The following is an 11590-nucleotide window of genomic DNA, read 5'->3' as shown; positions in this document are numbered from 1 at the left end:
GCCGGGGTTTCAAGGAGCATTGCTCCTTGCCGGCGTAGCGGTGCTGGCTTGCCAGTACCCCCCTGACCCCGGCATCTGCCGCTGGGGTTTGGCTTATCTGAACGGCATTAGGGTCAGACCCCGATTTTTGCGGCAATATTTCCTGAAAAATGGGGTACGTCCCCATATTTAGCGCAACATTCAGCGGATCACGGATTCCAGCGCGAACAGCTCTTCGGCCTTCTCGCGCCGGCGCACCAGGTGCACCTGGTCGCCGTCGACGATCACCTCGGCCGCGCGGCCGCGGGTGTTGTAGTTGGAGGCCATCGTCATGCCATACGCACCGGCCGTCTTCATGACCAGCAGGTCGCCCGCTTCGACCGGCAGGTCGCGGTCGCGCGCCAGCCAGTCGCCGGATTCGCAGATCGGGCCGACCACGTCGAACACGGCGCCGTTGGTTTCACGTTTTACGACCGGTTGCATGTCCATCCACGCCTGGTACAGGGCAGGGCGGGCCATGTCGTTCATTGCCGCGTCGACGATGCAGAAGTTCTTTTCCTCGCCGTGCTTGATGAATTCCACTTTCGTCAGCAGCACGCCGGTATTGCCGACGATCGAACGGCCCGGCTCGAAGATCACCTTGATGCCGCGGCCATCGTGTTTTTCCGCGCGCCACGCTTCGACCCGCTGGAACACGCGGCCCAGGTAATCGCCGGCCGGCACGGGCGCATCTTCGCCGGCCACGCCATAGTCGATGCCCAGGCCGCCGCCGATGTCCAGGTGATGCAGGTGGATGTCTTCGGCTGCCAGCGTGTCGATCAGCTCGATCAGGCGGTCCAGCGCTTCCAGCAGCGGCGTGTCGTCCAGCAGTTGCGAGCCGATGTGGCAATCGATGCCGACCGGTTCCAGGTTCGGCAACTGCGCGGCGGTGCGGTAGGTGGCCAGCGCGTCGTCGAATGCCACGCCGAACTTGCTGGCCTTCAGGCCGGTGGCGATGTACGGGTGCGTCTTCGGGTCCACGTTCGGGTTCACGCGCAGCGAGACACGCGCCTTCTTGCCCAGCGCGCCGGCCACGGCATCCAGGCGGTGCAGTTCGGGGATCGATTCCACGTTGAAGCACAGGATGTCGTGTTCGAGCGCCAGGCGCATTTCCGCCTCGCTCTTGCCCACGCCGGAGAAAATCACTTTCTTCGGATCGCCGCCGGCGGCGATCACGCGCAGCAGTTCGCCGCCGGAGACGATGTCGAAGCCGGCGCCGCGGCGTGCCAGCAGGTCGAGGATCGCCAAGTTCGAATTGGCCTTCATCGCATAGCACACGAGCGCATCGCGGCCGGCGCAGGCGTTCGCGTACGCATCGAAGTTGTCCAGCAACTGGGCCTTGGAGTACACATAAGTCGGCGTGCCGAACGTTTCAGCGATGGCGGGCAGGGCAACGCCTTCGGCGTGCAGCACGCCGTTCTGATAATCGAAGTGGGACATTATTTAACTGGAGGTCTGCTGGAAATTTACTGTTGTGACGCGGGCGGTGTCGAAGGTACCGGGGCGGAAGATGGCGCCACGCCGGGCTTGCCGGTCGGCGACTCCGCCTTGACGGGCTGTTTCGGCAGGTACAGGGCGCCGGTCTGGCCGCAGGCGGCGAGCGACGCGGCAATCAACATGGAAATCAAGACACGCGCGGGAGTGGACTTCACGATTAGAATCTCGTTATTACTGAACCCTTGGAGTGTAGCATGACCGAAACCGAATTCCTGGACCTGGCCGACAGCACGCTGAACGCGATCGAAGCCGCGCTGGACCGCCTGAACGACGACAACCGGCTCGACGTCGAATGCAGCCGCAACGGCAACGTGCTCGAGATCGAATTCCTGCACAACGGCTCGAAAGTCATCGTCAACAGCCAGGCCGCGATGCAGGAACTGTGGGTGGCCGCGCGCTCCGGCGGCTTCCACTACCGCCGCGTCGACGGCCGCTGGGTCAACACGCGCGACGGCGGCGAGCTGTTCGACGCGCTGTCGCAGATCGCCACCGAACAGTCGGGCGGCGCACCGGTGATCGTCAGCGAAAACCCGTGACACCAGCGCAAAGTTGCCGGAATACTGGTGACGGACACTAAAACCGGTGACAGACACCGGTTTTTTTGAAACAGATGTTCCAGAATTACTGGTGTCTGTCACCGGTTTTTTTCATCGGCTTTTTCGTTATGCCAGCCTGTCATCCGCAATGCGGTAGTGCGGGTCCTCGAACTCGTTCACCTCGACCATGCCCTTGGCGTTTGTGAGGATGTCCAGGCAATCCGGCGAGAGGTGCCGCAAATGCAGCGTCTTGCCGGCCTGCTGGTAGCGCGTGGCCAGCGTGTCGATGGCTTCGACGGCCGAGTGATCGACCACTTTGGCGTGGCGGAATTCAATGACCACGTGTGCCGGATCGTTCTTCGGATCGAACAGCGCCGCGAAGTTCGCCGTGGAGGCGAAGAACAGCGAGCCCTTCAGCGTGTAGACCTTCCAGCCGTGCTCATCGGTCGACACGTCGGCGCGGATTTCCTTCGCGTGCTGCCACGCGAACACGAGCGCCGCGAACACCACGCCGGCCAGCACGGCCACCGCCAGGTCCGTCAGCACGGTGATCACCGTGACGCCCACGACGATCACCGCATCCTGCCGCGGAATCTTGCGCAGCGTTTGCAGGCTGCCCCAGGCGAACGTCTTTTCGCAGACGACGAACATCAGCCCCACCAGCGCCGCCAGCGGGATCATCTCGATCCAGCGCGACAGCAGCACGATGAAGCCCAGCAGGAACACGGCCGCCGTGATGCCGGAAATGCGGTGGCGGGCGCCATTGTCGATGTTGATCATGCTCTGCCCCACCAGTGCGCAGCCGCCCATCGACGCGAAGAAGCCGCTGGCGACATTGGCCAGGCCCTGCGCCATGCTTTCGCGGTTCGGCCGGCCGCGCGTGTCCGTGATGGCATCGATCAGGTTCAAGGTCAGCAGCGTTTCGATGAGGCCGATGGCGGCCAGGATCAGCGAGTAGGGCAGCACGATGTACAGCGTGTCGAGCGCCAGGGGCACCTGCGGCACGTGGAAGGAGGGCAGGCCGCCGGCGATCGAGCTCATGTCGCCGACCGTCTTCGTGTCGATGCCCAGCGCGGCCACGAGGCCGGAAATGACGAGGATCGCCACCAGCGAGGCCGGCAGCGCTTTCGTCAGCCGCGGCAGCACGTAGATGATCGCCATCGTCAGTGCCACCAGCCCGAGCATCGTCCACAGCGCGCTGCCTTGCAGCCACTGGCCGTTCACCTTGAAATGCCCGAACTGGGCGATGAAGACCACGATCGCCAGGCCGTTGACGAAGCCCAGCATCACCGGATGCGGCACCATGCGGATGAACTTGCCCAGCCTGAACGCCGCGAACAGCAGCTGGAACACGCCCATCAGCACGACCGCCGCGAACAGGTATTCGGGGCCGTGCGTCACGACGAGGCTCGTCATCACCACCGCCAGCGCACCGGCGGCACCGCAGATCATGCCCGGCCGGCCACCCAGCGCGGACGTGACGAGGCACACGATGAAGGCCGCATACAGGCCCGTCAGCGGGCTCACCTGGGCCAGCAGCGCAAAGGCGATCGCCTCGGGCACGAGCGCCAGGGAAACGGTGATGCCCGACAGGACATCGGTGCGCAACTGCGCGGTTGTAAGTGAAGACATGATGTTGGCCACTGAAAAAATTGGGGACGTACCCCTGTTTCCAGGAAATTTCCTGGAAACAGGGGTACGTCCCCGGTTTTGCTTATGTGATTAGAACAGCTCGTTCTTGACGGCGTCGCGCGCCTTTTCTTCTTCCGGGGTGCCGCGGGCGGCACCTTCCAGGCTTTCCACGCCCACGCCCGGCGGGTTCTCGGCATAGTAGTAATCGCCGTTGGCCATCACGATCCCGTCCGGTACCGGCCGCTCCTCGACCGGAATCGTCTTCAGCGCCTTCTGCATGTAACCGATCCAGATCGGCAGGGCCAGGCCGCCGCCGGTTTCGCGGTTGCCCAGGTTCTTCGGCTGGTCGTAGCCGATCCAGGCGATGCCCACCAGCTTCGACTGGTAGCCGGCGAACCACGCGTCGATCGAGTCGTTCGTCGTGCCCGTTTTGCCGGCCAGGTCGGGCCGCTTCAGTATCTGCTGGGCCTTGGCGGCGGTGCCATAGCGTGCCACGTCGCGCAGCATCGAGTCCATCAGGAAGGCGTTGCGCTCGTCGATCACGCGGTTGCCTTCCACGCCGGCGCGGTCGGGCGCGGCCTGCGACAGGATGCGGCCGTTGGCATCGGTGACCTTCGAGATCAGGTACGGCGTGACCTTGTAGCCGCCGTTCGCGAACACGGCATAGGCGCCTGCCATCTGCAGCGGCGTCACGGCGCCGGCACCCAGCGCGAGGGTCAGGTAAGGCGGGTTCTTGTCGGCTTCGAAACCGAAGCGCGTCGTGTATTCCTGGCCATACTTGGCGCCGATCTTGTGCAGGATGCGGATCGAGATCATGTTCTTCGACTTCGTCAGGCCACGGCGCATCGTCATCGGGCCTTCGTAGCGGCCGTCGTAGTTCTTCGGTTCCCACGGCTGGCCGCCCGTCTGGCCGGCATCGAACGAAATCGGCGCGTCGTTGATGATCGTCGCCGGCGACAGGCCGCGTTCCAGCGAAGCCGAGTAGATGAACGGCTTGAACGACGAGCCCGGCTGGCGCCATGCCTGCGTCACGTGGTTGAATTTGTTGCGGTTGTAGTCGAAGCCGCCGACCATCGCCTTGATGGCGCCATCCTCGGTACTGGCGGCCACGAAGGCCGATTCGATTTGCGGCATCTGCGTGATCTGCCAGTCTTTCTCTTCCTGCATCACGCGGATCACGGCGCCGCGGCGGATGCGGCGGTTCGGCGCGGCCTTTTCGGACAGCCAGGCCTTGCCCATCGCCAGGCCGGTACCGGTAATCGTGATTTCCTCGCCGGAGGCCGTCATCGCAGTGACCTTCGTCGGCGATGCCGACAGCACCATCGCGGCCACGATGTCGTCGCTGTCCGGGTGTTCGGCCAGTTCGGTCTCGATCACCTCGTCCGCCTCGGCGCGGTTCTTCGGCAGGTCCACGTAGGCCTCCGGGCCGCGGTACGGATGGCGGCGCTCGTAATCCATCACCCCCTTGCGCAAGGCCAGGTAGGCGGCGTCCTGGTCGGCCTTGGTGATCGTCGTGAACACGTTCAGGCCACGCGTATAGGTATCTTCCTTGAACTGTTCGTAGACGAGCTGGCGCGCCATCTCGGCCACGTATTCGGCATGCACGCCGAACTCGCTGCTGTCGGTCTTGACCTTCAGCTGTTCGTTCTTCGCCTCTTCGAACTGCGCCGGCGTGATGTAGCCCAGCTGCGCCATGCGCTGCAGGATGTATTGCTGGCGCGTCCTGGCGCGCTTCGGGTTCACCACCGGGTTGTAGGCGGATGGCGCCTTCGGCAGGCCGGCCAGCATTGCCGCCTCGGCGATCGTGATGTCCTGCAGGTTCTTGCCGAAATAGATCTGCGCCGCCGACGCGAAGCCATAGGCGCGCTGGCCCAGGTAGATCTGGTTCATGTAGACCTCCAGGATCTGGTCCTTGGTGAGGTTCTGCTCGATCTTCCACGCCAGCAGTGCCTCGTAGGCCTTACGCTTGAGGGTCTGCTCGCTGGAGAGGAAGAAGTTGCGCGCGACCTGTTGCGTGATCGTCGATGCGCCCTGGCGCGCGCCGCCGGTGGCATTGTGGAACGCCGCGCGCAGGATGCCCAGGTAATCCACGCCGCCATGCTCGTAGAAGCGGTCGTCCTCGATCGCCAGCACGGATTTTTTCATCACGTCCGGGATGTCCTTGAAGCGCACCAGGTTGCGGCGTTCTTCGCCGAATTCACCGATCAGCACATTGTCGGCCGAATAGATCCGCAGCGGCATCTTGGGCCGGTAATCGGTCAGCGTATCGAGCGATGGCAGGCTTGGGTAGGCCAGTGCCAGCCCGAACACCACGAGCAGCACCAGGACCAGGACCAGCCCGACCACGGAGCCCAGTGCCATCAGCAGCAGGTTCCTGGGCGACTTGGACCTGGTCTTCTTGGAAGCGTTGTTCGGAGGAGTCATGCGGGGAAAACCTTTGAAATTTTGTGCACGCATTATAAGCGAGCCGCTACCCCCGGCACGTCCGCGCGGCAATACCAGTGGTATCGGTAAGCAAGGTGACAACTGTGTTATTGGCCCGGCCACACATCGGCCGACAAGTGTGGTTTCCTACGCACATGAAAGTAATCATGCACTGCGGAAATGACTTTACAGTTGCCGCGAGGAATTGCTAGCATCCATCTTGCCGTCCGGAATTATTCACGTAAGCGACGGTTTTTAAACGTTTTTTTCTCTTTATGCTAATTATTCCGGGGTGGTTCTCATACTGCACCGGGCCGGGAACCCATCGATGATGCCAGACTGGAAGACCTTGTTCGGCGGTGCCGCGCCGCCGCTCGTCGGCCTCGACATCAGCAGTTCCGGCGTGCGTCTGGTCGAACTGAGCAATGCCGGCAAGGAAGGCCTTCGTGTCGAACGCTGCGCGGTGGAATCGCTGCCGCGCGGTGCGGTTGCCGACGGCAACATCGAAAACCTGGACCAGGTGGTGGACGCGGTGCGCCGCCTGCTGAAAAAGAGCGGTACCCGCGCGCGTCACGTTGCGCTGGGCATGCCGCCGGCTGCCGTCATCACGAAAAAGATCGTGCTGCCCGCCGGCCTGTCCGAGGAACAGCTCGAGGTGCAGGTCGAATCCGAGGCCAGCCAGTACATCCCCTTCGCGCTCGACGACGTGAGCCTGGACTTCGACGTCATCGGCCCCGTCGCGAGCTCGCAGGACGATATCGAAGTCATGCTGGCCGCCGCACGCCGCGAAAAGATCGAGGACCGCGTCGCCGTGGCCGAGGCATCCGGCCTGAAGGCATCGGTGATGGATATCGAATCGTATGCCGCGCGCGCGGCGGTAACGCGCGTGGCGGCGCAGGTGCCCGGTGCGGCCCCGGGGCAGGTGATCGCGCTGTTCCAGCTCGGCGCGTCGACGACGCATGTCTCGATCCTGGTCGATGGCGTCACGGTCTGGGAAAGCGAGAAACCGTTCGGCGGCAATTCGCTGACGCAGGACATCGTGCGCGCCTATGGCCTGGCATTCGAGGAAGCGGAAGCACGCAAGAAGTCATGGAGTTCGCAGGCGGCCGGCCAGGCAACGAACACGCCGGCAGGCGATCTGCCGCCGAACTATGCGACCGACGTGCTGCAACCCTTCCTGGAATCGGCCGCGCTGGAAGTCACGCGGGCCATCCAGTTCTTCTTCACCTCCACGCCCTACACCAGGATCGACCGGATCTTCCTGGCCGGCGGCTGCGCGATGCTGCCCGGCCTGCCGGAGATCGTGGCGGGGCGCACCCGCATCGCGAGCACGGTGATCTCGCCGTTCCAGGGCATGGCGCTCGCGTCCACCGTGCGCGACCAGCAACTGCGCACCGACGGGCCGGCCTACCTGGTCGCCTGCGGCCTGGCATTGAGGAGGTTCGACTGATGGTACGCATCAACCTGCTGCCGCACCGCGAGGAAAAGCGCAAGCAGCGCAAGGCCGCGTTCCTGGCCCTGATGGTGCTGTCCGCGCTGGCCGGCATCGGCATCGTGCTGCTGGTCGGCGGCTACAACGCACGCGCCATTGCCGTGCAGGAGCAGCGCAATGCCGTACTGCAGACGGCGATCGCCGCGCTGGACGTGAAGATTGCCCGCATCGCCACGCTCAAGCAGGAGATCAACGCGCTGAAGGCGCGCCAGCAGGCAGTGGAAGACCTGCAGGGCGACCGCAACCAGCCGGTCTACCTGCTCGACGAGCTGGTGCGTCAAACGCCGCAAGGCGTGTACCTGAAAGGCTTCCGGCAGGACGGGCAGCGCGTGGCCATCGACGGCTATGCGCAGTCGCAGGAACGCGTGTCCGAATTGCTGCGCAACCTGTCCAGCGCCTCGCCATGGCTGGAACGCCCCGACCTGATCGAAGTGAAGGCGGGCACGATCGGCCAGGCGAAAAACCCGCGCAAGGTCGTGGAATTCTCGCTCGTGGTCAATATCAAGCGGCCGCGCGACAAGGACGGCGAAAGCCGCGAAGACGATGGCAAGGCCGGCACGCCGGCCGCCGCGAAGGCAGGCTGACATGGCGGTTGAAATGAAACGATTGGCAGGCTCGCTCGGCGCCCAGTTCCAGGGCCTGAATGGCATGCACCCCGGCCAGTGGCCACTGGCGCCGCGCATCCTGTGCGGCATCGGCGTGGCGCTCGGCATGATGGTGCTGGGTTACTTCGGCTACTGGAGCGGCCAGTTCGAAGAGCAGGAGGCGGGGGCCGCGCAGGAGCTGCAGCTGCGCGAGCAATACAGCATGAAGACGGCGCAGGCGATCAACCTCGATGCGCTGACGGCGCAGAAGGCGCAGGTCGACCGCTACGTGGTGCGGCTGGAAAAGCAACTGCCCAGCAAGGCCGAGATGGCCGCGCTGCTGTCGGACATCAACCAGGCAGGCGTGGGCCGCGGCCTGCAGTTCGAGCTCTTCAAGCCGGGCCAGGTCGTGGCCCGCGACTATTACGCGGAGCTGCCGATCGACGTCAAGGTGACCGGCAACTATCACGACATCGGCGCGTTCGCGGGCGACATGGCGAACCTGCCCCGCATCGTCACGCTGAACAACCTGGAACTGGTGACGAACAAGGATGGCGCGCTGACGCTGAACGCCGTCGCCAAGACCTTCCGCTACCTCGACGGGGAAGAGATCGCCGCGCAGAAGAAGAAGGCGGCGGCCGACAAGAAGAAGGGCGCAAGGAAATGAAGCGGATGACCACCATGCTGCTGACCGCATCGCTGGCCTCGCTGCTGAGCGGATGCGGCGACCGCGACGAACAGGAAGTGCGCCAGTGGATGAAGGAAGTGGACGCGACCACGCGCGTGGCCGTCAAGCCGCTGGCCGAACCGAAGACATTCGTGCCGTTCGCGTACGCGTCGACCGGCGAGCCGGATCCATTCAACCCGAACAAGCTGCTGACCGACCGCGCCGCCGCGCGCCCCGGCACCGGCGTGGCGCCGGACACGAACCGGCGCAAGGAATTCCTCGAGGGCTTCCCCCTCGACACGATGCGGATGGTGGGCATGCTGAAGAAGGGCCGCACCGTCGTGGCCCTGCTGCAGATCGACCGCTCCGTCTACCAGGTGCAGGCCGGGCAACGCCTGGGCCAGAACTTCGGTCTCGTGACGTCGGTGACGGAAAACGCCGTCAACGTGAACGAAACGGTACAGGATGCGAGCGGCGAATGGGTCGAGCGCCCCGCCACGCTGGAACTGCAGGAAAGCAAGGAGAATACCCAATGATCGCCATGACTACCGTGCGCCGCCTGTCGGCGCTGGCACTCGCCTTGGCCTGCGCATGCGCCAGCGGGCTTGCCCGCGCGCAGGCGGCCAATGCGATCGAATCGGTGACCGCCAGCCGGCAGGGCACGAACGTGATCGTGAAGATCGCGCTCGAGCACGCCCCGGATGCGGCGCCGGCCGGTTTCGCCACCGTGAATCCGCCGCGCATCGCGCTCGATTTCGGCAAGACCGGCAATGCCACCGGCAAGACGGCGCAGGACATCGAGCTGGGCGACCTGCGCAGCGTGAACGCGGTGCAGGCGGGCGACCGCTCGCGGCTCGTGTTCAACCTGAAGCGCGCGCTCAATTACGCGACGGTCGTCGATGGCCGCAACGTGATCCTGACGATCGAAGGCTCGGGCGGCGTCGCCACCGCGCTCGATGCGCGCGGCGTACCTGCTGCCCCTGCCGCAGCCCCTGTCGTTCCCGTGGCCCCGGCGGTCCCGGCAAAGGCGGCCGCCAGGCCGGCATTGCGGGCGGTCGATTTCCGCCGCGGTACCGGGGGCGAAGGGCGCATCGTCGTCGACCTGCCGAACAACGCCGTGGCCGTCGACGTGAAGCAGGGTCCGAAGGGCGTGACCGTCGACTTCCTGAAGACGGCCCTGCCCGAAACGCTGCGCCGCCGGCTGGACGTGACCGATTTCGGCACGCCGGTCACGCGCGTGACCGCGGCGCCGCAGGGCGACAACGTGCGGCTGCATGTCGAAGCGGCCGGCCTGTGGGAGCAGAACGTGTACCAGGGCGAGACGCAGCTGGTGATCGAAGTGAAGCCGATCAAGGAAGACCCGAACCGCCTGATGCAGGGCACCCAGGGCTACCGCGGCGAGAAGGTGTCGTTCAATTTCCAGAACATCGAAGTGCGCGCCGCGCTGCAGGCGGTGGCCGACATGTCGGGGCTCAATATCGTGTCGTCCGACAGCGTGACGGGCAGCCTCACGCTGCACCTGAAGGAAGTGCCATGGGACCAGGCGCTGGACGTGATCCTGCAGGCCAAGGGCCTGGACATGCGCAAGAACGGCAATGTGGTCTGGATCGCGCCGAAGGAAGAGCTGCTCACGAAGGAAAAACTGGAACTGGAGCAGCGTGCGCAGATCGCCGACCTCGAACCGCTGAAGTCGGAAATCTTCCAGCTCAACTACCAGAAGGCGGAATCGTTCAAGCTGGTGTTCGGCCTGGATGGCGCCGGCGATGCGAAGAACCGCATCCTGTCGCGCCGCGGCAGCGCGATCATCGAGCCGCGCACCAACCAGCTGTTCGTGACCGACATCCCGTCCCGGCTGGATGAGGTGCGCAAGCTGATTTCCAAGACCGACATCGCCACGAAGCAGGTGCTGATCGAGGCCCGTATCGTCGAAGCCAACGACGGCTTCACGCGCAACCTGGGCGCCAAGCTGGGCTTTGCCGACTTCAAGGGCACGGCGGGCGGCAACCACGCCATCGTCGGCGGCAACATGGCGGCGGTCGGCCGGTCGACCGGCCAGGTGGGGACGGCCGATGCGGGCAACGACTTCACCAACAGCCAGTTCATCAACCTGCCGGCGGCGCCGATCAACGGCGTGGCGGCGGGCAGCCTGGCGGTAAGCCTGTTCAACTCGGCGGCCAACCGCTTCCTGAACCTGGAACTGTCGGCTCTGGAGGCCGATGGCACGGGCAAGATCATTTCCAGCCCGCGCGTGGTCACGGCCGACAAGTCGGTGGCCACGATCGAGCAGGGCCTCGAGCTGCCGTACCAGGTGGCGACCAGCAGCGGCGCGACGTCGATCGTGTTCCGCAAGGCCAACCTGCGCCTCGAAGTGATCCCGCAGATCACGCCGGACGGCAACGTGGTCATCGACGTCGACGTCAACAAGGACAGCGTGGGCGCCGAAACCCGCGCCGGCTTCGCGATCGACACCAAGCACGTGAAGACGCAGGTGATGGTGGAAAACGGCGGCACCGTCGTGCTGGGCGGCATCTACCAGCAGACCGAGCGCAATTCGGTCTCGAAAGTGCCGCTGCTGGGCGACGTGCCCGTGCTGGGCAACCTGTTCAAGACCAGCAGCCGCACGAGCGAAAAAACCGAACTGCTCATCTTTATCACGCCGAAGATCGTGGCCGACAAGCTTTCCGCCCGCTGATCCCTCGCTGCGGTCCGGCACCAGTACAGGATGAGTGCCTGGTGTCGG

Annotated in this window: 10 protein-coding genes; 6 read left to right on the top strand and 4 right to left on the bottom strand. The window is 64.7% G+C overall.

Annotation, left to right across the window (positions count from 1 at the left end; translation table 11 throughout):
* Window positions 1-180 precede the first annotated feature (180 nt).
* Both lysA and lptM read right to left on the bottom strand, forming a co-directional pair.
* A complete protein-coding gene (gene lysA / locus ACY65G_RS17765) occupies window positions 181-1458 on the bottom strand; it encodes a diaminopimelate decarboxylase (protein ID WP_464998645.1) in 1278 nt (425 codons plus the stop codon).
* A 26-nt stretch (window positions 1459-1484) separates the two neighbouring features.
* A complete protein-coding gene (gene lptM / locus ACY65G_RS17760; protein ID WP_464998644.1) occupies window positions 1485-1670 on the bottom strand; it encodes an LPS translocon maturation chaperone LptM in 186 nt (61 codons plus the stop codon).
* A gap of 39 nt (window positions 1671-1709) precedes the next feature.
* On the opposite strand from lptM, the gene cyaY reads away from it, so the two are divergent.
* Complete coding sequence (cyaY, locus tag ACY65G_RS17755) at window positions 1710-2051, top strand: iron donor protein CyaY (protein ID WP_464998643.1); 342 nt, start codon at window positions 1710-1712, stop codon at window positions 2049-2051.
* 126 nt (window positions 2052-2177) lie between these two features.
* Here the strand turns inward: cyaY and ACY65G_RS17750 are convergent, their stop codons facing one another.
* Both ACY65G_RS17750 and ACY65G_RS17745 read right to left on the bottom strand, forming a co-directional pair.
* Window positions 2178-3683, bottom strand: coding sequence for a SulP family inorganic anion transporter (locus ACY65G_RS17750; protein WP_464998642.1), 1506 nt, complete (start codon window positions 3681-3683; stop codon window positions 2178-2180).
* A gap of 90 nt (window positions 3684-3773) precedes the next feature.
* Complete coding sequence (locus ACY65G_RS17745; RefSeq protein ID WP_464998641.1) at window positions 3774-6107, bottom strand: penicillin-binding protein 1A; 2334 nt, start codon at window positions 6105-6107, stop codon at window positions 3774-3776.
* A gap of 328 nt (window positions 6108-6435) precedes the next feature.
* On the opposite strand from ACY65G_RS17745, the gene ACY65G_RS17740 reads away from it, so the two are divergent.
* Genes ACY65G_RS17740 through pilQ form a run of 5 tightly spaced genes read left to right on the top strand, consistent with a single transcriptional unit; the run spans window position 6436 to window position 11542 of the window.
* Window positions 6436-7557 carry a pilus assembly protein PilM gene (locus ACY65G_RS17740; RefSeq protein WP_464998640.1) on the top strand — a complete coding sequence of 374 codons (1122 nt, stop codon included), beginning with the start codon at window positions 6436-6438 and terminating at the stop codon, window positions 7555-7557.
* On the top strand, window positions 7557-8183 hold the full coding sequence (locus ACY65G_RS17735; RefSeq protein ID WP_464998639.1) for a PilN domain-containing protein: 627 nt from the start codon (window positions 7557-7559) through the stop codon (window positions 8181-8183). The genes ACY65G_RS17740 and ACY65G_RS17735 overlap by 1 nt, the downstream gene beginning before the upstream one ends.
* 13 nt (window positions 8184-8196) lie before the next feature.
* Window positions 8197-8850, top strand: coding sequence for a type IV pilus inner membrane component PilO (locus ACY65G_RS17730; protein ID WP_464998638.1), 654 nt, complete (start codon window positions 8197-8199; stop codon window positions 8848-8850).
* Window positions 8851-8855: 5 nt separating this feature from the next.
* Window positions 8856-9386, top strand: coding sequence for a pilus assembly protein PilP (locus ACY65G_RS17725; protein WP_464998637.1), 531 nt, complete (start codon window positions 8856-8858; stop codon window positions 9384-9386).
* Window positions 9383-11542 carry a type IV pilus secretin PilQ gene (gene pilQ, locus ACY65G_RS17720; protein WP_464998636.1) on the top strand — a complete coding sequence of 720 codons (2160 nt, stop codon included), beginning with the start codon at window positions 9383-9385 and terminating at the stop codon, window positions 11540-11542. Before ACY65G_RS17725 ends, pilQ begins: the two co-directional genes overlap by 4 nt.
* Window positions 11543-11590 lie beyond the last annotated feature (48 nt).

Source organism: Pseudoduganella sp. jia 12 (assembly GCF_055502675.1).
Note: the sequence above shows the minus strand (reverse complement) of the source record. Positions and strands in the feature narration are given on the sequence as shown.

Bases quoted from the DNA above. Each gene is read 5' to 3' on its own strand.
- lysA (WP_464998645.1), bottom strand. From the start codon at position 1,458: ATGTCCCACTTCGATTATCAGAACGGCGTGCTGCACGCCGAAGGCGTT.
- cyaY (WP_464998643.1), top strand. From the start codon at position 1,710: ATGACCGAAACCGAATTCCTGGACCTGGCCGACAGCACGCTGAACGCG.
- ACY65G_RS17750 (WP_464998642.1), bottom strand. From the start codon at position 3,683: ATGTCTTCACTTACAACCGCGCAGTTGCGCACCGATGTCCTGTCGGGC.
- ACY65G_RS17745 (WP_464998641.1), bottom strand. From the start codon at position 6,107: ATGACTCCTCCGAACAACGCTTCCAAGAAGACCAGGTCCAAGTCGCCC.
- ACY65G_RS17740 (WP_464998640.1), top strand. From the start codon at position 6,436: ATGATGCCAGACTGGAAGACCTTGTTCGGCGGTGCCGCGCCGCCGCTC.
- ACY65G_RS17735 (WP_464998639.1), top strand. From the start codon at position 7,557: ATGGTACGCATCAACCTGCTGCCGCACCGCGAGGAAAAGCGCAAGCAG.
- ACY65G_RS17730 (WP_464998638.1), top strand. From the start codon at position 8,197: ATGAAACGATTGGCAGGCTCGCTCGGCGCCCAGTTCCAGGGCCTGAAT.
- ACY65G_RS17725 (WP_464998637.1), top strand. From the start codon at position 8,856: ATGACCACCATGCTGCTGACCGCATCGCTGGCCTCGCTGCTGAGCGGA.
- pilQ (WP_464998636.1), top strand. From the start codon at position 9,383: ATGATCGCCATGACTACCGTGCGCCGCCTGTCGGCGCTGGCACTCGCC.